The organism is Flavobacterium solisilvae (assembly GCF_012911605.1).
GTDB lineage: Bacteria > Bacteroidota > Bacteroidia > Flavobacteriales > Flavobacteriaceae > Flavobacterium > Flavobacterium solisilvae.
The window spans coordinates 228844-253274 of the sequence record NZ_JAAMPT010000208.1 but is presented as its reverse complement, the minus strand read 5'-3'; the positions used below and the strand labels follow the sequence as shown (position 1 = coordinate 253274).

Sequence of the window (24431 nt, the reverse complement as noted above, 5' to 3'; positions counted from 1 at the left end):
AAATTTTGTCGCAAATTTTTATAATATGATAAAAGTTACTGCAATAGAAACAGGGAAAGCTGTTTGCAAAACAAGACAAGTTACTGCAAAAGAAGGTCGCTCTGCAATTGGAAGAAAAATTGATATTTTCCAAGACCAAAATTTTGTGCAACCATTACCCATTCTGGCTTTTTTAATTGAACATCCGGAAGGTCTGTTTCTCGTTGATACAGGCGACACTGCTAAAAATTCTGTTCCGGGATATTTACCAACTTGGAATCCTTTTTTTACAAAAATGGTTTCCATAAAAGTTGCTCCCGTAGAAGAAATCGGTTTTAAACTTCATCAAATGGGAATCAATCCTGCAAAAGACATCAAAGCGGTTATTTTAACTCATTTTCATCACGACCACACAGGAGGTTTGGATCACTTTCCACATACCAAAATAATCGGAAGCAGAGAAAATTGGAATGAATACAACAGTCTGAAAGGAAAAATAGCGGGCTATCTTCCTCATAGAAAACCAATCTGGCTAAAACCTGAATTAATAGATTTCACTGAAAATCCTGTTGGAAATTTTCCTTTCTCTCATCCAATTACTTCTGACAGAAAAATATTTTTGATTCCTACACCAGGACATTGTACAGGACATTTATCCGTTGTAGTCCGAGATGAAACCATTACTTATTTTATTGCAGGAGATGCTTCTTATAACGAAGAAAACATTCGCACCGAAAAGACAGACGGTGTAACCTTTCAACCCGAAATTGCTCTAAAAACCTTGCAAAACATTAAAGAATTTGCAAGCAACGAACCTACAATTATTTTGCCTTGTCACGACCCAAAAAGTATAGAACGACTTGAAAAATTACAGACTTTTATATAAAAGACAGAAAACCTGAAAATTTCAGGTTTTCTATCTCTCAATCTTGTCTCTCCGAAATATGGAAATCTCATTATCTAAATCAACATTCATCTCAACTTGATGAGATTCCTCGTTCCTCGGAATGACAAAATAGTATTACTTCGTCTTCTTCACATATTGCGTCAAAATAACAATATGTTGGTTTTCAACTCTACCTTCAATTTGTTCAGCGTTATCCCAAACTAATTTGATATTATGAACCGCAGCACCGCGTTTTGCAGTAAACGTTGCACCTTTTACATCTAAATCTTTAATCAAAACTACCGAATCGCCATCTTTCAGGATATTTCCGTTGGAATCTTTGTGGATAATTTTTCCTTCGTCATCATCGGCTTCGCCTGTTGCTTTTGCCCATTCTAACGCATCTTCATCCAAATACATCATTTCCAACAAATCGTGATTTTTCAATCGCGCTAGCATTCGCCAAGAAACAATTTGCACCGGAAGGTTTTCGTTCCACATACTATCTGATAAACCACGCCAATCGTTAGGATTCATGGTTTCAGGATTCTCGATTTGATCTTTTAGGTTTTTGGTAATTAAAATACAATTTTCGGGAATGTCTTCTGTTTTAGGTTCCACTAAATAAACCACTAGATTTTCATCACTTCCGCTAATTTCACATACTGAACCGCTTCTGTCTTTTAATCTTTTTTCGGTAACGATACTCATTTTTTATTTTGGCAATTATAAATTAAATGATGCGCCAATCGTGAATACAAATTGGTTGTTATAATGTTCAAATCCGTTTACATCGGTATCATAACGTGCTAACGGCGCATTGGCTTCAGCAAACATTCCAAAACCATCGGTAAAGAAATATCTAAACCCAAGATGTCCACCAAAATTGCGCAAACCTAAATTCAAACCTGGATAAACATCCATGTTTTCATCTAATTTTAATACGTTTCCAATGTTAGCACTGAAACGCACTTTCAAATCGGCTCTGTCTTCAAATCGTGCTTTTACGCCACCAATTTCATCGGCATTCAGCATATAACCTGCAACAATTCCAAAAGACATGTTTTCACCCATTCCAAAATCGGTCGAAATTCCAATTCCAGTTCCGCCATCTTGAAGTGTTAATCCTACTTGTCCTTTTAAATCGCCTTTTCCTTTGAACGCTTGTGCATTGGCAAATGACACACTAAATACTGCAATAATTATGAATACTTTTCTCATTTTATGTCTGTTTTTATTATTCTACAAAAGTAGTTATTTATACTTAATTTCTTCCTTTTTCGTTGAAATACAACTCATTTAACGGTTCACTTTGCCAAAATTCCTTAGTATCAATATCCATAATGGTCAACGAACCTTTAAATGCTGCGCCAGTATCAACGTTCCAAACACAGGCTTTTTGTATCGGAACAGTTTCGCCAATTCGAGTTACTGGCGTATGACCAATGTATATTTCGTCATACAATTGAAATCGTCTTGGATACAATTCGCTTTCTTTTGGAATGCTTTCGTTCAATGCCAATGCCATTTCCCAAAGTGTTCTATCCCAATAAAATAACTTCGGAAAATATTCAAAATTTATGCCGTTCATATTGGTAAAACCAGCATGAATGAACAATCTATTTTGGTCATCGTGATAGTAATTTTGTAAATTTTTCAGAAATTGAATGTGCTTTTGTTTGGTTTCAAAATCTACTTTTTGATAGGCTAAAACCGTAGCTTCGCCGCCGTGTTTGTACCATTCTCTGTTATCAGTGCTGTTCTCTAACCATTCCAACAAAAGTTCATCATGATTTCCGCGAATGAAAATACAGTTTTGTTTCTTTCCTAAATTGATTAAAAAATCTATGGTTTGTGGCGATTCACTCCAGCCGTCAACATAATCACCGAGAAAAATTAAAGTATCTTCTTTCGAAACGTTTGCTCTATCAAAAATTTGATGCAAAGCTCTTAATCCGCCGTGAATGTCACCAATTACTAATGTTCTGCTCATATAAAGGTATATAAAACCAAATGTAATCCAAAAAATGACAACTGCAATACCAACTTTAGTTTAAGTTTTATTCGTTTTTTCAACGCTTCAATTTAGTAAATAGATTTTTTTATTTACATTTGATTTTACATTACGTCTGTATTTGTTGTCATTTTATAGAACTTTATATGAACTTAGTATTTAAAATACACCTACTTATTGGTTTTCTTCTTATTGTTTCCGTTCAAGGATTTTCGCAACAATCTAAACCGTTCAAAGTTCGTCATCAAGAATTCATAAAAGGCGATATAACTATGATTTCCAACAACATAGTAAATACTGATGCTATTAAAAAAAGTCCAAACAATCCCTATAACGAAAGAGACATTAAAAGCAAATTAAACGATGAATCAAACATGCGATACATCGATATCGATGATGATTCTTCTACATTTTCTTCCAGTAGCGCCGATTTAAAATTAGACAACGAAAAAAATAAAAAAATCATCTATGCTGGTTTATATTGGTCAGCAACCTATCCGTTTAAAGAAGGAAAACTTTCTAAAAAACAAAAATTTGAAGTTGTAGATTCTACTCGAACATCATTTGACACTGTAAAAATCAAATTACCTAATCAAAATTCATATACTGATATTGTTGGCGAATTGCTTTTTGATGGTTTTAATGTTCCAAAATTCCAAACAAGCGCACCTTATGTAATGTTTGCCGACATTACGTCATTGGTTACAAATTCTAGCAATCCATTTGGAACGTATACTGTTGGAAATATAAAATCAACACTTGGAAAAATTAGCGGTGGCGCAGCTGCTGGTTGGTCTATTTTCTTCATTTATGAAGATTCAACCATGACCGAAAAATTTATCACTTTTTATGATGGTTTTGCCGGAATTACCAAAAATTCGTTAGATATAAATTTCACCGGATTTCAAACCATGCCACAAGGAAATATCAATGCAAAAATTGCTTGTGCTGCTTTGGAAGGCGATTTTAATCTAAAAGGCGATCAACTTTTATTCAAATCATCTAAAAACGATGAATTTGTTCAATTATCAAATGGTTTAAGAGAAAAATCGAATGTATTTAACAGTTCCATTTCTATAGAAAACTCCATGTTTGAAACCCGAAATCCTAACAGTAGTAACACTTTGGGATACGATTCATTTATCATGTCGATTAATAATCCAAATAATTCAATCATTGGTAATGATACTAAAGAAGCTACGTTGCAATTAAAAACTTATGGTGATCGCTTTTTTATGTTTTTTACCGCTTTTTGTGTGGAAGTTATAAAACCTGAAAAACTAAATACTGAAATTAACGCAGTTGCAACAACGATTACTAACAACGCAACTCCAACGATTACGAATACAGTTAATAAAGTTGCAATAGCCGAAAGCAAAGAAAATGTTGTAAAAACAACTGAAAAAAAAGTAGAAAAATCGCAACCGATTATTAAAAACAATAATCAAAATTCAGTTTCAAAAGTAGCTCCAAAAACTACTGAAACCAATAAAAAAGTGCGAATTACAGCTATCGAAAGTCCTTCAATTTCTATTTCATCTTTATCTCAAGGTTATTATATTATTGCTAATGTTTTTGCGGTTCCGTCAAATGCAACACGATTTATCGAAAAACTTAAAAAGAAAGGAATATCGGCTAATTATTTTATAAATCCGATAAACAATTACCGCTATGTTTACGTAAGCAATCATTCAGATTTTAATGCTGCTTCAAGTTATTATAATTCGAATTTAGATGGAAAATATTTTGGAGATTTGTGGATTATGACGGTAAATACTTCGCCAAAATCAAATGTTGCTTTTACGAAAAAACAAACTAAGAATTCTGCTAAAACAGTATTTAATTATAAACCGAAAAACAATATAACTAGCTGTAAAAAAGAACGATACAGTTAAAAAAACTTATTCGTTATATTTCATTTTTCTTAAAATTCGCATCGCTTCTTTAAAATTCAAATACACCAATGGATTTGAATTGGCTTTCAAAAAAGGTTTGGCATCAATCAGTTTTTGTTTAGCATCTTGAAAACCATTCAAATAGCAAATCATTAACGTATAAGGGAAATTCTCCAAGTCTTTTTCTTCCCGTTCCGAAATTGGAACAGATTTTTGAAGTTTACTCAAAACAGCCAGATTAGCATTGTAAATATGATGCAACATTTTGGTATTGTATTTTGGCGGTTCAAAAAGCATTTCGGTTTCCATTTTGTAATATCCATTGTCAAAAAACCGAATTGTCAATTGTTCCAATGGATAATAACTCGTTTTATCATTCAACCCCAGCGGAACATGTTCAATTATGGTAAAACTTTCGTCATCAAATGAAATGGTAACCACATCAAGTGCCGAATAAAACAGCTTAATTTGTTCGTTAATCAACTCAATATCAACTCGCGACAAATAAGTTGTATCTCTAATCTTTTTTGGATTTCCAGCCCAACAAATCACAAACAATTCCTTGAAAACCTTGTATTGCGAAAGCATATCAGCATGTCTTTCAACCATAAAATTCATCACACCATCCAATGTATGAGCAATACTATTTCTCGAATTATTCTCAATACTGATAATAGTTTCAATATTTTGCTTGGAATAAGGAATTTTTTCTTCCGTAGGAATTGAATTGCTTCCACGACGAACAAAAACAGTATTCGCCAAAATCGTATGAATATTTTTTTTAAAAAAAGACGTTTTGTGTTTGGGTTTAATCGTTACTAATCCAACAACTCTGTCTTTGGGCAAATTGGGAAACGGAACATTTTCGTATTGAATTTTAGGCGGATTTTCGAGAAAAGCATTTACCAGATTTTGGATTCGGCTGTCATCAAAAAAATCATCGCCTACAATTTCGTTGCTTTCATCTTCCACACCAACAACGATATACGAATTATTGGAAGGATTGGAATTCGACAAGGCACAAATATGTTTCAAAAACTTGGCTTTTCCTTCTTTGGTATGCAAATTCAACTGACGCTTTTTATCATAAAAAGTACTCTCATCGTTGTGAGCAAGCAGATTTTTAATAAGAAGACGTTTGTTGATCATTTCTTTTTAGTAATTAGTAAAAAGTAAAAAGTGATTAGCAAACTACTATTCACTAATCACTTTTCACTAATTACCTTTTTAAGGCACTTCATTTCCCATACTTTCTGTCCAAATGGCAAACCAATCTTGTTTATCCATTTTCAATTCTACGGCTTTCATAAATTGTTGAATTCGGGCAATATTTACCGTTCCGGCAACCGGAATAACTTGTGCCGGATGTTGTAAAATCCAAGCCAACAAAATCGTATCTGAACCAACACCATATTTTTCAACCAATTCTGCCAAAACTTTTTTCAGTCGGCGAGTTTGTTCTGTATCTTCTCGAAAAACAGTTCCAAGCGGATTCCAACTCATTGGTCGAATGCCATGTACCTGCATATAATCAAAACTTCCGTCAAGCATTGCTTCATGATGCGTTGCCGAAAATTGAACTTGGTTATAGCTAACTTCCGCTTTTTTGCGAATCAACTCTGTTTGCGAAGAAGTAAAATTTGACAATCCGAAATCGATAATTTTTCCATCTTTTTTAAGTTTTTCAACAGCTTCGGCTATTTCATCTGCAATCATCAAAGGACTTGGACGATGCAAAAGAAAAACATCCAAATAATCCGTTTGAAGATTTTTCAATGAATTTTCAGCACTCCAAATTATATATTCCTTAGAATAATCGTAGTGTTTATTTGTATTCTTTCGATTTCCTTCAAGCTGAATTCCACATTTTGAAATCAACTGAATTTTTTCTCTCGCAATTTTACTTTCGGCAAATGCTTTTCCAAACTCAGCTTCAGTAGTATAACTACCATAAATATCGGCGTGATCAAAAGTTGAAATTTTATTTTCGATACAAATATTGATTAAATGTATCATTTCTGAAGTAGAAAGTTTTTTATCCCAAATTCCCCAATTCATGGTTCCGGCAACTATGGGTGAAAGTTGTGTTTTCATTTGTTTATTTTAAATGTTCCTAAATTAAATATAGTATTGCTTGATTTTTGAAAATTTTATTATTTTGGCAACAAAACTTTGAAAAACCTTTTCGGTCTTAAAATTATGAAAAGAAAATCATAAATCGTCCTTAAAAAGACTATGTTTTGCAAAGTTTTAACGCATTATTAACATCCAACTTGTGATTTAATTGTCACTTTTGAAATGTTAAAATTTTTTGGCTAATTGAATGTTTTAAAAATATAATTATGGAAGAAAATGTTGCTGCTTTAGACATCAGAGCAATCAATGAAAAAATAGAAAGAGAAAGTGCATTTATTGACTTATTGACGATGGAAATGAACAAAGTTATCGTAGGTCAAAAACACATGGTCGAAAGATTGTTAATCGGACTTTTAGGTCAAGGACATATTTTATTGGAAGGTGTTCCGGGATTGGCAAAAACACTTGCAATCAACACACTTTCGCAAGCCGTTCAAGGAAGTTTCAGTAGAATTCAGTTTACTCCCGATTTATTGCCTGCCGACGTTGTTGGAACCATGATTTATAATATCAAAGCCAATGATTTTTCCATCAAAAAAGGACCAATTTTTGCCAATTTCGTTCTTGCCGATGAGATAAATCGTGCTCCGGCAAAAGTACAGTCGGCTTTACTTGAAGCGATGCAGGAAAAACAAGTTACTATTGGCGATACTACTTTTAAATTGGAAAAACCATTTTTAGTATTGGCTACACAAAATCCAATTGAACAAGAAGGAACATATCCGTTACCAGAAGCACAAGTCGATCGTTTTATGCTGAAAACGGTTATCGAATATCCAAAAATTGATGAAGAACGATTTGTCATTCGTCAAAATCTGAAAGGTTCTTATGAAAAAGTAAACGCCGTAGTTTCGGTTGAGCAAATTCTTCGTGCGCAAGAAGCCGTTCGTGAAGTTTATATGGACGAAAAAATCGAGAAATATATCTTAGACATCATTTTTGCAACACGTTTCCCAGAAAAATATAAACTTGAATCTTTAAAACCATTAATCGGTTTTGGTGCTTCACCACGTGGAAGTATCAATTTAGCAACAGCTGCCAAATGTTATGCATTTATCAAACGTCGCGGTTATGTAATTCCTGAAGATGTTCGCGCCGTGGTTCACGATGTTTTACGTCACAGAATTGGTATTACTTATGAAGCTGAAGCCGAAAACATAACTTCGGTTGACATCATCAATAAAATCGTGAATGAAATTGAAGTACCTTAATTTATTAGGTTACGAGTTGAAAGTTACGAGTTGAAAGTTTTCTGAATCAACTCGAAACCCGAAACTCGAAACCCGAAACCAAAACATGGAAACAAAAGACTTACTCAAAAAAGTTCGTAAAATAGAAATCAAAACCCGAAGATTGAGCGATCATATCTTTTCGGGCGAGTATCACACGTCGTTTAAAGGACGCGGAATGACCTTTTCTGAAGTGCGTCAATATCAGTTTGGCGACGATATTCGTGCGATTGATTGGAATGTTACCGCGCGATATAACGAACCTTATGTAAAAGTTTTTGAAGAAGAACGCGAATTGACGATGATGTTGATGGTTGATATTTCGGGTTCAGAAAATTTTGGAACAAAAAACCAACTGAAAAGTGAAATCGTAACCGAAATTGCGGCAACAATGGCTTTTTCGGCAACTCAGAATAACGATAAAATTGGATTAATTCTATTTTCTGATGACATCGAATTATACATTCCGCCAAAAAAAGGAAAGTCTCACGTTTTGAGAATTATTCGTGAACTGATTGAATTTCAGCCAAAAAGTAAAAAAACTGATTTGTCACAAGCTTTGAAATTTTTATCGGCTACGCAAAAGAAAAAAGCGATTGTTTTCCTGATATCCGATTTTATGGTTGATGATGATTATGAAAAAACACTGAAAATTGCCGGAAAAAAACACGATGTTACCGGAATTCGAGTATATGATCAAAGAGAAGAAAAAATGCCAAATGTTGGTGTAATTGAAGTTGAAGATGCCGAATCAGGGAAAATCATCACGATTGACACGACTTCCAAAAAAGCGCGAATGGAATATGAAAAAAACTATCACGAAAAAGTAAATTATTTCAAGGATATTTTTTCAAAATGTGGTTCAGGAACAGTCAGCACACGAGTTGACGAAAGTTATGTAACGAAATTATTAGGTTATTTTAAATCGAGATAAATAGTATAACCACCAAGAACACGAAGAAAGCGCAAAGCGCACAAACTTAGTGAACATTGTGAAACCTTTGTGAACTTTGTGGTTAAAAAACTAAAAATGAAAAAAATATTATACATATTATTACTATTCACAACATCGCTTTTTGCCCAAAAAGTCACAACTTCTATTGATTCTACTAAAAAGAAAATCGGTGCCGAGTTTAAACTGACGTTGAAAACTGATGTTGATACTTTTTCCAAAGTAAAATTCCCAAACGGAAAGTTTTTTGGCAATCTTGAAGTATTAGAAAGTTATAAAATTGATACCATTCGCAACGGAAACCGATACGAATTGATTAAAAAATATGGTTTAACTCAATTCGACAGCGGAAAATATCTGATACCAAAATTACCCGTAATCATTAACGGAAAGAAAGTATTCAGCGACAGCATAAAAATTGAAATCAGCGATGTAAAAGTCGATACATTAAAACAAAAAATGTATGACATCAAAAACATCATTCCGGTAAAAAGTGATTTTGGAAATTGGTGGATTTATCTGTTGATTTTACTCGGTTTAGCGGTAATTGGTTATTTCGTTTATCGATTTATTAAAAAGAAAAAAACCGAAGAAAAACCAGTCGTTATTGAGTTTAAATCGCCAATCGAAAAAGCAACCACTTTACTTCAGCAATTGGAGAAAAAAGAACTTTGGCAAAAAGGTGAAATCAAAAATTATTATTCAGAACTAACAGATATTGCCCGAAATTATATCGAAGAAGAAATTCAAATTCCAGCAATGGAAAGCACAACTTCTGAATTGATTTTAGGCTTGCGAAATGCCGCCAAACAAAAGAAATTAAAACTTTCTGCCGAAACAGTTGAAAATCTGGAAAAAGTATTAAAACAAGCCGATTTGGTAAAATTTGCCAAAGTAAAACCGCTTGATTTTGAAATTGAAGAAGATAAAAAACGTATTTCAAATAGTATAGTAACCATTCATAATTCTATTCCAGAAATTGTTGAAGAAAATGACGAATTAGAACTTTGGAACGAGCAACAAAAGGAAAAAGCGCGACTGGAAAAACTCAAAAAAGAGAAAAGAAAGCGCATCATTATTGGTGTTAGCGTTAGTGTTTTCTTGGTTGTCACAACGTTAGGAATTTTAATCGCTATCAAAGGTTTTGATTACGTAAAAGACAATTTTATTGGTCATCCAACAAAAGATTTAGTCGAAGGCGAATGGATTTATAGCGAATACGGAAATCCAACTGTAAAAATCGAGACACCAAAAGTCTTGAAACGAATGGATGCCGAAAAAGTTTTGCCTAAAAATGCTATGGCATTAATCAAAGAAATGCAAATTTTCATGTATGGAAGTTTGACTGATGATTTCTACATTGGCGTTTCTACAGCGACATTTAAACAACAAACACAACTCGACTTAGAACAAGCCGCAGAAGGAAGTTTGAAAGTTTTTGAAGCTCAAGGCGCAACCAATATTTTTGTAAAAACCGAAGAGTTTGACACACAACAAGGGATCAAAGGTAGAAAAGCTTATGGAACAATGGTTATGGTGGACAAAATCAGTGGAAAATCTGTAAAAATGTACTATGAAATTCTAGTTTTCGGTCAAAATAATGGTTTACAACAAATCACAATTATGCATCGAGAAGATGATAAATATGGAAAACAAATGTTGGGACGTATTCTAAATTCGGTCGAACTTCAAAATAGTAACCAGCCATGATGAAAGACGTTTCTTTTTTAAATCCCGAATTTTTCTGGCTGTTTTTATTGCTTCCAATCGCTATTTTTTGGCAATTTTGGAAACGAAAAGAAGTCTCAGCTTCGCTAAAGTTAAGCGGAACCAAAGGTTTTTCATCAACATGGAAAACCAAAATCAAACCGTTCCTTTTTGTGTTGAGAATTTTGGCTTTGAGTTCACTAATCATCGCTATGGCAAGACCAAGAAAAGTTGACATTAGTAATCAAACCAAAACCACAAAAGGAATTGATATTGTAATGGCAATCGACGTTTCGGGAAGTATGTTGGCAAAAGATTTAAAGCCAAACCGAATGGAAGCGTTGAAAAAAGTGGCTTCTAATTTCGTGCAAGGAAGACCAAATGATAGAATTGGAATTGTGGTTTACGCTGCCGAAAGTTACACCAAAACTCCGGTTACCAGCGACAAAGGAATTGTTCAAGATGCCATTTTAAGCATCAAATATGATAATGTTTTACAAGACGGAACTGGAATTGGAATGGGTTTAACTACAGCGATTAATCGATTAAAGGATAGCAAAGCCAAAAGCAAAGTCATCATCCTGTTAACCGATGGCGTAAACAATGCCGGATTTATCGAACCCGAAACCGCTTCGCAAATTGCCAAAGAATATGGAATTAAAGTATATACGATTGGAATTGGAACCAATGGAATGGCTGAATTTCCTTATGCTTATGCGCCAAACGGTAACGGATTTTTATTCAAAATGATGCCGGTAGAAATCGATCAAGAATTGATGAAAACCATTGCTAAAAACACTGGCGGAAAATATTTCCGTGCCTCAAGCAACAGCAAACTAGAAGAAATTTATAACGAAATAAACAAACTAGAAACCACCGAAATCGAAGAATTAAAGTTCTATGATTATGACGAAAAATACCGACCATTCGTTTGGATTGCCGGAATATTAGTTTTAATCGAATTTGGATTGCGAAATACGGTTTTTAGAAGCTTTATCTAAATAATTTAAACACAAAGAACATAAAGAAAGCACAAAGCTCACTATGTTCATTTTAAAATAATTTTGTGCACTTTGTGTAAAAACCTTGTGTACTTAGTGGTTAAGAAAAAAATTATGTACGAGTTAGAAGAAAAAGGATATTTTTATTTATTGCTAGTCATTCCGGCATTGACAGTACTTTTCTTGTACATTCAATATTGGAAGAAGAAAAAACAACGCGAATTTGGCGATTTGGATTTAATCAAAAAATTAAGTCCAGAAAAGTCAGTTTTTAAATCCGTTTTCAAATTAGTTTTAGTATTATTAGGACTAACATTTTTAATCATCGGATTGATTAATCCAAAAATTGGAACGAAACTCGAAACGGTAAAACGCGAAGGAATTGACATTGTTTTTGCAGTTGACGTTTCCAAAAGTATGTTGGCAGAAGACGTTGCGCCAAATCGTTTGGAGAAAAGCAAACAATTGGTTTCCCAAATCATCAATCAATTAGGAAGCGACCGAATTGGAATTATTGCTTATTCAGGAAGTGCTTTCCCGGTTTTGCCTATTACGACGGATTATGGCGTTGCCAAAATGTTTTTGCAAAGCATGAACCCAGGAATTGTTTCTTCGCAAGGAACATCAATTGACGAAGCGATAAACTTGGCATCAACTTTTGTAGATAAAAAAGACAAAACCAATAAGTTGCTGATTATCATTTCTGATGGTGAAGATCATTCAGATAATGCTGAAAATGCTGCAGAAGAAGCTAAAAAATTAGGAATAAAAATCATTACTATTGGCGTTGGAACTGAAAAAGGCGGACCAATTCCATTAAAAAAAAATGGCGTAGTTGAAAGTTTTCAACGCGACCAAAACAATGAAGTCGTTATTACCAAGAGAAACGCCGAAGTTTTGACCAAAATCGCCAAAAGCACCAAAGGCGGATATGTGGATGGAAATTCAACCAAAACGGTCATCGATTATATCAAAAATGCCTTAGAAAACATCGAAAAAACCGAATTTGAAAGTACGCAAATGGCAAATTTTCAATCACAGTTTCAATGGTTTTTGGCGTTTGGGTTTTTAGTGCTTTTCATCGATTTGTTTTTATTCGAAAAGAAAACCAAATGGGTGAAAAAAATGAACTTATTTAATGAAGAAAAGAGATAATAGATAAAAGACGATAGACAAAAAATAAAGCTTTGCGACTTTGTGTCTTAGCGAGAAAAATAAATTATCTCCAGATTATGATTATGAAAATGATAAAAATAATAACTTGTTTCATGCTTTTTATTTCTTGTGTAACCAATGCGCAAGAGAAAGACAAGACATTGCCAAAAGGTAACGATGCTTTTGCAGAAAAAAAATATGCCGATGCCGAAGCTGATTATCGTATTTCGCAATCAAAATATCCAAAAAAAGCGGTTGCTTCCTATAATTTAGGAAATTCCATTTATCGTCAAAAACAAGTTTCCGAAGCCAAAAATCAATTTGCAAAAGCGATAAAAGAAGCTAAAACCAAAACCGAAAAACATCGTGCGTTTCATAATCTTGGTAATTGTCTTTTTACCGAAAAAGAATATGGTGGCGCAGTTGAAGCTTATAAAAATGCATTACGAAGTAATCCAAATGATGAAGAAACACGATATAACTTTGCTTTAGCCAAAGAATATCTGAAAAATAATCCGCCAAAATCGGAAGACGACAAGAATAAAAATAAGGACAAAAACAAAGACGAAAAAGAGAAAGAAAAGAAAGATCAAAACAAGGATAACAAGGACAATAAAGATAAAGACAAGGACAAAAACGAAGATAAAAAAGACGGCAAAAACGATAAAGACAACAAGGATAACAAAGAAAATAATCAAGGAAAACCAAAACCTCAACCTGGTGGAATTTCAAAAGAACGATTACAAAACTTGTTAGATGCTGTGCAAAATGAAGAGAAAAAAGTTCAGGATAAAGTCAACAAAGAAAAAGTTAGAGCCAATCCAAACAAACCTGAAAAAGATTGGTAAACTATGGATGTTAGAGAAAATATAATTAAGAATTGAGGAAAAACAAATCTGTGTAAATTTGTGCAATCTGTGTTTTTAAAATGAAAAAAGTAATAGTTTTAATTCTGGTATTTTTTACCCAATCGCTTTTGGCTCAAGTAGAATTTGAAGCCAAAGTGAGCAAAAACTCTTTGGGATTAAACGAAAAGCTTCGCATTGATTTTACCATGAATGCCGATGGTGATAATTTTACACCACCAAATTTTGAAGCCTCAGGTTTTAAAGTTGTTGGAGGACCAAGTCAATCCATCAGTCAATCGTGGATAAACGGAAAAAGTTCGTTCAATAAATCCTATACTTATATTTTGATGCCAATGCAAAAAGGTTCGTTAACCATTCGTCAAGCATCAATAGAAATTAATAATCAAATTTATAAAACTACGCCAATAAAAATCAACGTTACCAATGCAGTTGAATTGCCTAAAAATCCTAACGAAATGCCAGCCATTTCTGCCGATGACAATCTGTATTTAGTAGCCGATATTTCCAATTCAAATCCGTATGTAAACGAACCGATTACTGTGGTTTACAAACTATATTTTAGTTATAACATCGGGATTTCAAATTGGCGCGAATTAAGCAAACCAAAATACAACGATTTTTGGAGCCAAAATATTGACATTAAACAACTCGTTGCCGAAGAAGGAATGTTTAAAGGCGAACGTTATCGTTATGTTGTTTTGAGAAAAACGGTTTTATATCCGCAAAAATCTGGGAAATTAGAAATCGAACCGCTTTCGTTAGATATTGATTGTCAAGTTCCAACAAACAAACGAAATTTTTGGGGACAACCTATTTTAACCGAAGACAGCAAACGCGTTTCAGCAGGAAAGAAGGTAATTTCGGTAAAAGCTTTACCCGAAGCCGGAAAACCAGCCGATTTTGATGGTGCTGTTGGAAAATTTGATTTCAAAGCTATTCCGTCAAAAACAACTTTAAAAAGTGGCGAATCATTGGATTTAACTTTAAAAGTTGTTGGAACCGGAAACCTGAAATTATTCAATTTACCAAAACCAGTTGTTCCAGCAGCTTTGGAAATGTATGATCCAGAACATACTGAAAATGTTACAACTCCATTATCGGGAATGACTGGAAGTATCACCGATAAATACACCATAATTCCACAATATAAAGGAAATTATAAAATAAAACCTTTGACATTCAGTTATTTTGATTTGGCTACAAAACGTTATAAAACCATCAGTTCTGGTGAAATTGTGATTAATGTACTCGATGGACCAGGAATTGCCGCTTCGCCAATTATTGCTCAAAACGAACCGTCAAAAAACAAAATTGAAGCGCCAAAATCTTTTGCTTATATCAAACAAAAAACAACTTTAAAATCGGCCGAAAAAGAAGATTTTCTTGGTTCTGGATTGTTTTACTCGTTGTTAATTTTGCCGTTTTTAGCCATTCCTTTTGTAGTTGTTGCTAAAAAGAAAAAAGAAGCAATGGATAACGATATTGTTGGTAACAAAATCCGAAAATCGAATGCCTTGGCAAAAAAATATTTATCCGAAGCCAATAAACATCTGAATAACAAAGAACCTTTTTATATCGCTTTAGAAAAAGCAATGCACAATTTCTTGAAAGCCAAATTGAACATTGAAACTTCGGAAATGAGCAAAGAAAAAATAACTGAAATTTTGCTTTCGCGAAAAGGAAATCCAGTAACCGTTGCTGAATTTATCAAATTAACCGAAAACTGTGAATTTGCACGATATGCGCCATCAACCGAAGCTAGCATTCAACAAGATTACAATAAAGCGGTTAGTATTATTTCAGATTTAGCAAAACAGATTTCTTAAACACAAAGTTCACAAAGAAAGCACAAAGAGCACCAAATAATTTTCATGTATGATAACGGAAGACGAAATATCAAAAATTGTTTTTGAAGCTGCGTTAAAGGTGCATAAAACTCTTGGTCCGGGATTATTGGAAAGTGCTTATGAAGAATGTTTGTTTTATGAATTAAAAAAATATGATTTAGTTGTTGAAAAACAAAAACCTTTGCCATTGATTTATGAAGAAGTAAAATTAGACATTGGTTATAGACTTGATATCATTATTGAAAACAAATTTATTGTTGAAATAAAATCAGTCGAAGCTTTGAATGATGTTCATTTGGCACAATTATTAACTTATTTAAAACTATCTGACTGTAAATTAGGATTATTAATAAACTTTAATGTTAAACTATTAAAAGAAGGTGTTCGAAGAGTTATCAATGGTAATCTTTAAAAAAACATTGTGGCCTTAGTGCTTTCTTTGTGATCTTCGTGGTTAAAAAAATGAGAAAACTATTCTACATATTGTTTTTTATTGCTCAATTATCTTGGGCTCAAAATGCTTTTGAACAAGGAAATCAGTATTATCAAAAAGAAAATTTCCAAGCGGCGATTTCCAGTTATGAAAGCATTATAAACTCTGGAAAAGAATCGGCTGATGTCTATTTTAATCTTGGAAATTGTTATTACAAATTACATAAAGTTGGTCCAGCAGTTTATAATTATGAAAAAGCATTGCTTCTAAATCCAAATGACCAAGAAATAAAAACCAATCTCGATTTTGCCCGAAAAATGGCAATCGATGATATTAAAATCATTCCAAAAGTTGGTTTTCATAAACTCATTCAGGATTTTACCTCAACTTATTATTATGATACTTGGGCTTGGATTGCAGTAGCTTTGGCATTGGTTTTCTTTTTGTTCTTTTTAGGCTATTATTTTTCGGGAACAACATTAAAAAAACGCATTTTTTTCACAGGAATGTTTGTTATTTTACTAGGAATTACATTGAGTGTTTCCGCTGGAATTTTTGAAAGAAACCGTTTGGAAAATGAAAAACCAGCCATCGTTTTTGCCGAAACTACGCCAGTAAAAAACGAACCAAAAACGGCAAGTCCTGATGCTTTTATCCTTCACGAAGGAACAAAAGTGTACATCTTGGAAAGCATTGCCAACTGGAAGAAAATTGAACTCACCGACGAAACAACCGGTTGGATTGAAAGTTCAGCGATTAAGGAAATTAAGAATTAATCGTCAGTGTTCTGTAATTAGTGTTCAGTATGTCTATCTTTGCAATCCTAACTTAGAATGTAGAGTTTGAAGTCTAGGCATAAAGTCTATTCTCCTTTTTCTATTTTCTTTTTTCTATTTTACAATGTCAAGAGACGAACAATTAAAAAATCGCTGGAACAAAGTCGTTGAAATCCTTTCCAATCAGTTTGCTGATGGCGAAGTGTTGGATTTAGACGCCATTATATACCTAATTGGAGTACAAGAATTAGGCAAATTCAAACAAGCTTTCAAAAAAGACGAAAAAGTAAACCTAATGCATATTGCTATTTGTCGTTTGCTCGAACCTTATGGTTACTACGAATTTGACTTTTTTGACAAAGATGGTTGGCCACATTACAAAGTAAAAGAAGAACTTCCACCATTAAAAGCTGGCGAACAATCCATTTTAATGAAAGATGCGATTGTGAATTATTTTTTGGAAAAAGAAGTGATTGAATAGCTCTCAGTCGCGGTCGCAGTTTTCAGTTTAGAATATTCAAAAAACTCGCAACTCGTAACTCGCAACTCGTAACTTTTAACTAAATTTGCACCTTTACAAAAATGACGATGATAGACAAGATTAAAGAACATATCGAAGAAGCTAAAGCATTCAACACCAAAAACAAAGAAGCTTTAGAAAACTTTCGTATAAAATATTTAGGAAGTAAAGGACTTTTAAAAGAGCTTTTTACTGAATTTAAAAATATCCCGAACGACCAGAAAAAAGACTTTGGACAAGTTATCAATACCTTGAAAACTGTTGCCGAAGAAAAAGTAAAAGCAATTCAGGAAGAACTAGAAAGTAAAGAAGAAGTAAAAGGTTTCTATGGCGATTTAACACGTCCATCAGAACCTATTTCTATCGGTTCGCGTCATCCTATTTCTATCGTAAAAAACCAAATTATCGATATTTTTTCCACCATCGGGTTTAATGTTTCCGAAGGTCCAGAAATCGAAGACGATTGGCATAATTTTACCGCATTAAACTTACCAGAATACCATCCAGCTCGCGATATGCAAGATACTTTTTTCATCCAAACCAATCCTGATGTGTTGCTGAGAACTCACACTTCATCTGTTCAGGTTCGTTATATGGAAAACAACAAACCACCAATTCGTACCATTTCTCCAGGAAGAGTTTTTCGTAATGAAGCGGTTTCGTCTCGTTCGCACTGTATTTTCCACCAAGTTGAAGGTTTGTATATTGACAAAGACGTTTCGTTTGCCGATTTAAAGCAAACGCTTTTATATTTCACCAAAGAAATGTTCGGAAAATCAAAAATTCGTTTACGTCCAAGTTATTTTCCATTTACTGAACCAAGTGCTGAAGTTGATATTTATTGGGGTTTAAAAACCGAAACCGATTATAGAATTACCAAAGGAACAGGTTGGTTAGAAATCATGGGTTGTGGAATGGTTGATCCAAATGTTTTGAAAAACTGCGGAATCAATCCTGACGAATACAACGGATTTGCTTTCGGAATGGGAATCGAACGTATTGCAATGTTGTTGTACCAAATTGGCGACATCAGAATGTTCTATGAAAACGACGTTCGTTTCTTGGAGCAGTTTAAATCAAGTATTTAGATTTAAGAATGATGATTAACGATTTTTGATTTAAGAATTTTAAAATCTGCAATCAAAAATCGTTAATCTTAAATCAACAATCCCATGAAATCCGATATAGTAATCCCAAAAGTTGAAAACGTTTTCCTTGCTGCCGTTCAAGAATGGAGCGATGATTTTATGGAAAAGGTTTGGTATATTTATTTAGTTAATGATTCTGACTTTGATTTAGATAGCGTAATGGTCGTTTCTAAAGCTTTTGGCACTATTGATGGCGAAATGAAAAAAACATCGCTTTTACGTCATGCTTTTGTAAAAGTTCCAACGGTTTCAGCAGTAAAAGTAGAATTGGTGGAAAAAAGCGTTTTGGCTTTAAACAATGAATTTATGGTGACCTATTTCATTGGAAATACACTTTACGACAAAAAATTCACTTTTAGAAAAAACATGATTAACGAACACGCTACTGAAGAAGTACCACATTTATGGGTAAATGGCGTTGTTGTTAGATAGTTTTAGTAAAAAGTGATTAGTGAATTATGCTTTTTCGCTCTTCACTACTTACTAATCACTCTTTACTCATTTTAATCCAACTTCTCCGTTAATTTTTTAAATGTGCTTCTAGCGTCTTTTCCTTCGTATAAAATTTGGTAAACCGCATCAATAATTGGCGTTTTGGCACCATATTCTTGGTTTAATTTGTAAGCACTTTTTACGGCATAATAACCTTCTGCAACCATAGACATTTCCATCATGGCTGATTTTACGGTATAACCTTTTCCTATCATGTTTCCGAACATTCTATTTCGGGAAAAAACAGAATAACCGGTTACCAATAAATCGCCCAAGTAAGCCGAATTATTAATGTTACGTTTCATTTTGTGAACCTTTCGAATGAATTTCTTCATTTCACGAATGGCGTTACTCATAATTACCGATTGGAAATTATCGCCATAACCCAATCCATGAGCAATTCCGGCGGCAATAGCATAAATATTTTTCAGCATTGCGGCATATTCTGTTCCGATAATGTCATCGGAGATTTTGGTTTTGATATAGTTTCCGGCTAAGTATTTCGCCATAACTTTTGCTTTGCTGGAATCGCCACAAGCAATCGTTAAATAAGAAAGTCGTTCCAAAGCCACTTCTTCGGCATGACATGGACCAGTTATTACTCCAATATTTTCAAATGGAATATCGAATTTTTTATTGAAATGTTCGCCAACAATCAAAAAGGTTTCAGGTACAATTCCTTTGATTGCAGAGAAGATAATTTTGTTTTCCAGGGAAACGGTGAGTTTTTCTAATTCAGCGCTTAAAAACGCCGATGGAATAGCAAAAATCAAATAATCGGCATATGTAACGGCTTCGTTAATATCGGAAGTTAGCTTTAGTTTATTGGTATCAAATTCAACCGAACTTAGATAGTTTGGATTATGTTTGTAAGCTTTTAAATGTTCGATTGCCGATTGGTTTCGCATGTACCAAGCAATTTCATCAAGATTTACACAAAGCATTTTGGCAATCGCAGTTGCCCAACTTCCACCGCCAATAACGGCAAACTTTGGTTTTGTATTCATTACTATATCGTTTGAAAGACCAAAAATACTGTTTTTTTATGGCTTGGGCAAACCTTCACTGACTTGTTTAGCCCTGATTGAAATGGAAAGCATTGCGCAGTGAAAATCTATTTTTTCTTATCTTAGAAAAGCGACCAACGGAAGCTCTTTCTAGGATTTAGAAAAAAAGATTTATGCAAGCAATCTTGGAATGGAAAGCAGGATTAGCTTCTGAATAAAAAAGCGCTCAGAATTACTTCCGAACGCTTCAACTATTTTTATTGTAAAAACTTAGTAACTCATCTCAACAATTTCACGTACTTTTTCTAAAGTGATATTTTGTTTTTCGCCCATGGCTTTCCAACCTCTTTCTTCAAAACGATTTACGATAAAATCGGCTGTTTTTTCGATGTTTTCTGCGTTTTCGGAGATTTTGGTTTTCATTCCCATGGTGTGGAAGAATTCTACGGTTTTTTCGATGGCTTTTTCGGCTTTTTCTTCGATAGAATTTCCGGTGATGTTCCAAACTCTTTCACCGTATTGTGCTAGTTTGTCTTTTTTGGTTTCAAACATGACTTTGTACAAATTTGGACCAATAATTGCCAACGTTCTAGCATGGTCAATTTCATATAAAGCGGTCAATTCGTGACCAATCATGTGCGTTGCCCAATCGGACGGAACACCTTTTTGAATCAAGCCGTTTAATGCCATCGTTGCGCTCCAAACAAAGTTGGAAGCCAATTTATAATCACTAGGATTTTCAACAACATTTGGTCCAACTTCGATTAAGGTTTTTAAAATGCTTTCGGCAAATCGGTCTTGCAAAAGCGCATCGTGCGGATAAGTTAAATATTGTTCCATTACGTGAGTGAAAGCATCAACAACGCCATTTTGTAACTGACGTTTTGGTAACGAAGTAATTACAGTTGGATCAACGATTGAGAATTTTGGAAACAAAGCACTTCCGCCAAGCGTTAGTTTTTCTTGGGTTGCTTCAATAGTTACCACAGCACCAGAATTCATCTCGGAACCTGTTGCTGGCAAGGTTAAAACGGTTCCAAACGGAATGACTTTTGAAACATCAGTAAATAAAATTCTCTTTTTAAGAATGTCGGCTTCATCGCCTTCAAAATTGACAGCTGCCGAAATAAATTTTACGCCATCAATCACGCTTCCACCACCAACGGCTAAAATAAAATCGATTTTTTGTTCGCGAATAATTTGAACGGCTTTCATCAAGGTTTCAAATCTTGGATTGGGTTCGATGCCACCAAACTCAACGATATCATAACCTTTTAAAGCTGAAGTTACGGCTTCGTGAACGCCATTTTTAAAGATACTTCCGCCACCATAAGCCAATAAAACTTTCGCCTCTTTTGGAACTAATGTAGCTAGTTTTTCTGTTTGTCCTTTGCCAAAAATATAATTGACCGGATTGTATAATTCGAAATTGTTCATTGTAAAAATATTTAGAATGCAAATTTACGAAACGATTAAAGGAACAAGTGGTAAAGGAATGTTAAGTTATTATTCGATATCTGAATGAACTAATCTTTTTTCTAACAAAAGTTTTTCGGTAAATCTTTTAAATGTTGGTGTATCTCTAAACTCATCATCAAAAAACTTTAAATAACTTCTTTGAAAAGGATTTTTTTCTTCACAAATTATATTCAATAACATCCATTTCAAATCATAAAGATGTCTTTCTGAATTTATTTGAAAATTAACAACAACTTTTTCTAAGTTAAAATCAAAGCTTAAGTTGTTTTTTACACCTTGAAAATAATATGGACCAGATTTTGAGTAGTTTGTTTTTTGTCCATAATAATCAATCATATTAATTTTAAAATTTAGAATTTTTGATGCTTCGTATAATTTATCGTTAACAATTATTCCATTTCTATCGATAATTAATTTACCCTTTAATTCTCCATTAAGGTTTTCAAATTCTTTAAAACGAAGAAAAATACTTGAAATAAAAGTAATCCCAAAAACAACACCAACTATTTGATTTAAAGACACATATTCTTTCACATAATTATTTATTTCACTTAAATTCCATTTTTCATCAATTAGAAAAACAGAACAATAAATAAAAATAGCTACTAACGAACCCCAATTCAACTTTTCTGATAACGTTAAATTTAAAAACGGTTTCTTTTTTGGGATGAAAATTTCTCCTCTGAACATAATTTCTATTTCCTATAAAAATTATTATCATCTACATATTGCCAAACTTTTTGTGGCAACATCGGCATTACATTTTTCTTGTTTTTGATGCTTTCTCGGATAAAAGTTGATGAAAGTTCGATGACTGGCGCACCAACACGATGGATTTTGTTATGATTGACAAATTGCTCATCTATTTCACCTGAATTCAATCTAGGATAAACATAAATATTGTGATGTTCTAGAATATACTCGTAGTTTTTCCATTTGTGAAGCGAATTCAAATTATCTTCACCCATAATCAACGAAAACTCATGCTGCGGGAATTTATCTCTTAGATGCGCTAAGGTATTTACAGTATAATTGGGTTGTGGCAACTTAAATTCAATGTCGGACGATTTGATTTTTGGGAAATCTTCGGTTGCCAAATTGACTAAATGCAAACGTTGATAATCGTCAAGCAAGGTATTCTTTTGCTTGTGCGGATTATGTGGCGTTACAACCATCCAAATTTGCTCCAAATCAGAATATTCCGCCATATGATTAGCGATAATCAAATGACCAACGTGAATTGGGTTGAAGGTTCCGAAATATAGACCAATTTTCATTTTTTACACACGAATTTCACAAATCTTCACGAATTCAAAATAAATAAATTTCACGAATTTGTGTTAATAAAATCCTTTACTAAATGATAAGCATCTTCTTTTGCTATATCTAAATCATAATTTTTGATGATTTTGTCAAATTGTGGCGCAGTTGCCAATTCAACATGTGCTTTTGCAATTCGCATGTTGATTTTATCATCGCTTTCGGTGGAACGTTCTTTTAGTCGGCGTTTTAATTCGTCAACGCTTGGCGGTTTAACAAAAACGGCTAATGTTTCCTGAGGAAATTTGGATTTTATTCGCAATCCGCCAGCAACATCAATGTCAAAAATTACATTTTTGCCTTTTGCCCAAATGCGTTCGACTTCACTTTTTAATGTTCCATAAAAATTATCGCGATAAACTTCTTCCCATTCTACAAAATCTTCGGCTTTGATGTGTTTTTTGAATTGCTCGATTGACATGAAATAATAATCTTTTCCGTCAACTTCTTGTCCACGTGGCTCGCGAGTTGCTGCCGAAACCGAAAATTCTAAATTCAAATCGTCTTGTTGCAATAAATGCCTTACTATGGTTGTTTTTCCCGAACCTGATGGCGCTGAGAAGACTAATAATTTTCCTTTATTCATTGTGTTGTGTAGTTATTTTATCTAAAGAATTGAAAAAATCTAAAAAGTCTTAATACCTAATACTTTGATCTTAATACTTTACAAAACATTCAAAACTTGTTCCTTAATTTTTTCCAATTCATCTTTCATCATCACGACCAATTTTTGCATTTCGGAATGGTTGGATTTTGAACCCATCGTGTTAATTTCTCGTCCCATTTCCTGAGTGATGAAACCCAATTTTCTTCCGTTAGCTTCGGTTCCAGCAAGTGTTTCGATGAAATAATTCAGGTGATTTTCTAGACGAACTTTTTCTTCGGTAATGTCATATTTTTCGAGGTAAAAAATCAATTCTTGTTCAAAACGATTTTCATCTACGTTTTCTTTTAGCTCATCTAAAGCGGTGCGCAATCTCGTTTTTACTGTTTCAACGCGTTCAGCATCATATGCAACTGCATTGTTCATTAACGTCATGATATTGGCAATTCTGTGCAAAAATTCTTTTTCTAATGAAACACCTTCATCAATTCGAAATTGAATAATATTTTGCAACGCTTCATCAATTACCGTTTGAATTTGTTTCCATTCATTTTCATCAATTTCGTCACGTTCGGTTTTTAACGCATCCGGCATACGAACTGCCATTTTCATTAGTTCGGTTTCATCGGCATTTGGAATTACGGCTTTCATTTGATTGATGTAACCTTTTACAATTGGCACATTAATTTTTGAAGAAGTTTCTTCGCCTGTAACCTCAACGTATAGTGAAAAATCAACTTTTCCGCGCTCTAATTTTTGCGAAAGCTGATTGCGTAAACCCAATTCCATTTCTCTAAAAACAGATGGCATTCTGGTATTCAAATCCAAACCTTTTGAGTTCAAGGATTTGATTTCTACCGTTATTTTTTTGGTTGGTAATTGCAAAGTTGCCTTTCCAAAACCGGTCATTGATTGTATCATTCGCTTGTTTTATTGACTTCAAATATATGAAAAAGTGTTCAGTTTTCAGTCGCAGTTTTCA

General features: G+C 33.6%; 25 protein-coding genes. 14 read left to right on the top strand and 11 right to left on the bottom strand.

Going from position 1 to position 24431, the window contains the following annotated elements:
• Positions 1–25 precede the first annotated feature (25 nt).
• The gene (locus G6042_RS11525; protein WP_169524583.1) at positions 26–865 is read left to right on the top strand and encodes an N-acyl homoserine lactonase family protein; all 840 of its coding nucleotides are present in this window, start codon (positions 26–28) and stop codon (positions 863–865) included.
• A 135-nt stretch (positions 866–1000) separates the two neighbouring features.
• Here G6042_RS11525 and G6042_RS11520 read toward each other — a convergent pair whose 3' ends face one another.
• Genes G6042_RS11520 through G6042_RS11510 form a run of 3 tightly spaced genes read right to left on the bottom strand, consistent with a single transcriptional unit; the run spans position 1001 to position 2858 of the window.
• Positions 1001–1576: a PhnA domain-containing protein gene (locus G6042_RS11520; protein WP_169524582.1), complete on the bottom strand. Its 576-nt coding sequence runs from the start codon at positions 1574–1576 to the stop codon at positions 1001–1003.
• Positions 1577–1591: 15 nt separating this feature from the next.
• The gene (locus G6042_RS11515; protein WP_169524581.1) at positions 1592–2086 is read right to left on the bottom strand and encodes a DUF6646 family protein; all 495 of its coding nucleotides are present in this window, start codon (positions 2084–2086) and stop codon (positions 1592–1594) included.
• Positions 2087–2129: 43 nt separating this feature from the next.
• Positions 2130–2858, bottom strand: coding sequence for a metallophosphoesterase family protein (locus tag G6042_RS11510; protein ID WP_169524580.1), 729 nt, complete (start codon positions 2856–2858; stop codon positions 2130–2132).
• A 167-nt stretch (positions 2859–3025) separates the two neighbouring features.
• Between G6042_RS11510 and G6042_RS11505 the strand changes: the two genes are divergently transcribed.
• Entirely contained in the window at positions 3026–4774 is a 1749-nt protein-coding gene (locus tag G6042_RS11505) for an SPOR domain-containing protein (protein WP_169524579.1), read from the top strand.
• Positions 4775–4780: 6 nt separating this feature from the next.
• Here G6042_RS11505 and G6042_RS11500 read toward each other — a convergent pair whose 3' ends face one another.
• Entirely contained in the window at positions 4781–5923 is a 1143-nt protein-coding gene (locus G6042_RS11500; RefSeq protein ID WP_169524578.1) for an ATP-binding protein, read from the bottom strand.
• 78 nt (positions 5924–6001) lie between these two features.
• The gene (locus tag G6042_RS11495; protein ID WP_169524577.1) at positions 6002–6868 is read right to left on the bottom strand and encodes an aldo/keto reductase; all 867 of its coding nucleotides are present in this window, start codon (positions 6866–6868) and stop codon (positions 6002–6004) included.
• Positions 6869–7116: 248 nt separating this feature from the next.
• Here G6042_RS11495 and G6042_RS11490 point away from each other — a divergent pair, with 248 nt between their 5' ends.
• The 12 genes from G6042_RS11490 to G6042_RS11435 all read left to right on the top strand — a co-directional run bounded on the left by G6042_RS11490 (position 7117) and on the right by G6042_RS11435 (position 18979).
• A complete protein-coding gene (locus G6042_RS11490; protein WP_169524576.1) occupies positions 7117–8121 on the top strand; it encodes an AAA family ATPase in 1005 nt (334 codons plus the stop codon).
• Positions 8122–8206: 85 nt separating this feature from the next.
• Complete coding sequence (locus tag G6042_RS11485) at positions 8207–9073, top strand: DUF58 domain-containing protein (protein ID WP_169524575.1); 867 nt, start codon at positions 8207–8209, stop codon at positions 9071–9073.
• A 96-nt stretch (positions 9074–9169) separates the two neighbouring features.
• Positions 9170–10801 (top strand): hypothetical protein, encoded by a 1632-nt coding sequence (locus tag G6042_RS11480; protein ID WP_169524574.1) that lies wholly within the window; start codon positions 9170–9172, stop codon positions 10799–10801.
• Positions 10801–11799 (top strand): vWA domain-containing protein, encoded by a 999-nt coding sequence (locus G6042_RS11475; RefSeq protein WP_169524732.1) that lies wholly within the window; start codon positions 10801–10803, stop codon positions 11797–11799. The genes G6042_RS11480 and G6042_RS11475 overlap by 1 nt, the downstream gene beginning before the upstream one ends.
• 114 nt (positions 11800–11913) lie before the next feature.
• Positions 11914–12954 carry a VWA domain-containing protein gene (locus tag G6042_RS11470; protein ID WP_169524573.1) on the top strand — a complete coding sequence of 347 codons (1041 nt, stop codon included), beginning with the start codon at positions 11914–11916 and terminating at the stop codon, positions 12952–12954.
• An 89-nt stretch (positions 12955–13043) separates the two neighbouring features.
• Entirely contained in the window at positions 13044–13802 is a 759-nt protein-coding gene (locus G6042_RS11465) for a tetratricopeptide repeat protein (RefSeq protein WP_169524572.1), read from the top strand.
• An 80-nt stretch (positions 13803–13882) separates the two neighbouring features.
• Positions 13883–15649, top strand: coding sequence for a BatD family protein (locus G6042_RS11460; RefSeq protein WP_169524571.1), 1767 nt, complete (start codon positions 13883–13885; stop codon positions 15647–15649).
• A 52-nt stretch (positions 15650–15701) separates the two neighbouring features.
• On the top strand, positions 15702–16082 hold the full coding sequence (locus tag G6042_RS11455; protein WP_169524731.1) for a GxxExxY protein: 381 nt from the start codon (positions 15702–15704) through the stop codon (positions 16080–16082).
• 50 nt (positions 16083–16132) lie between these two features.
• Positions 16133–16879 (top strand): tetratricopeptide repeat protein, encoded by a 747-nt coding sequence (locus G6042_RS11450; protein ID WP_169524570.1) that lies wholly within the window; start codon positions 16133–16135, stop codon positions 16877–16879.
• A gap of 124 nt (positions 16880–17003) precedes the next feature.
• Complete coding sequence (locus G6042_RS11445; protein WP_169524569.1) at positions 17004–17360, top strand: hypothetical protein; 357 nt, start codon at positions 17004–17006, stop codon at positions 17358–17360.
• 107 nt (positions 17361–17467) lie between these two features.
• Positions 17468–18487, top strand: a complete 1020-nt coding sequence (locus G6042_RS11440; protein WP_169524568.1) for a phenylalanine--tRNA ligase subunit alpha — start codon at positions 17468–17470, stop codon at positions 18485–18487.
• Between the two features lie 84 nt (positions 18488–18571).
• Complete coding sequence (locus G6042_RS11435; protein ID WP_169524567.1) at positions 18572–18979, top strand: hypothetical protein; 408 nt, start codon at positions 18572–18574, stop codon at positions 18977–18979.
• Positions 18980–19050: 71 nt separating this feature from the next.
• Here G6042_RS11435 and G6042_RS11430 read toward each other — a convergent pair whose 3' ends face one another.
• From G6042_RS11430 to G6042_RS11405, 6 genes are all read right to left on the bottom strand, one after another.
• Entirely contained in the window at positions 19051–20046 is a 996-nt protein-coding gene (locus G6042_RS11430) for an NAD(P)H-dependent glycerol-3-phosphate dehydrogenase (RefSeq protein ID WP_169524566.1), read from the bottom strand.
• Between the two features lie 270 nt (positions 20047–20316).
• On the bottom strand, positions 20317–21483 hold the full coding sequence (locus tag G6042_RS11425) for an iron-containing alcohol dehydrogenase (protein WP_169524565.1): 1167 nt from the start codon (positions 21481–21483) through the stop codon (positions 20317–20319).
• A 69-nt stretch (positions 21484–21552) separates the two neighbouring features.
• A complete protein-coding gene (locus tag G6042_RS11420; protein WP_169524564.1) occupies positions 21553–22215 on the bottom strand; it encodes a hypothetical protein in 663 nt (220 codons plus the stop codon).
• A 5-nt stretch (positions 22216–22220) separates the two neighbouring features.
• A complete protein-coding gene (gene nadD, locus G6042_RS11415) occupies positions 22221–22802 on the bottom strand; it encodes a nicotinate (nicotinamide) nucleotide adenylyltransferase (RefSeq protein ID WP_169524563.1) in 582 nt (193 codons plus the stop codon).
• Positions 22803–22852: 50 nt separating this feature from the next.
• Positions 22853–23431, bottom strand: a complete 579-nt coding sequence (gene gmk, locus G6042_RS11410) for a guanylate kinase (RefSeq protein WP_169524562.1) — start codon at positions 23429–23431, stop codon at positions 22853–22855.
• A gap of 78 nt (positions 23432–23509) precedes the next feature.
• Positions 23510–24370: a YicC/YloC family endoribonuclease gene (locus G6042_RS11405; protein ID WP_133532406.1), complete on the bottom strand. Its 861-nt coding sequence runs from the start codon at positions 24368–24370 to the stop codon at positions 23510–23512.
• Between the last annotated feature and the right edge of the window lie 61 nt (positions 24371–24431).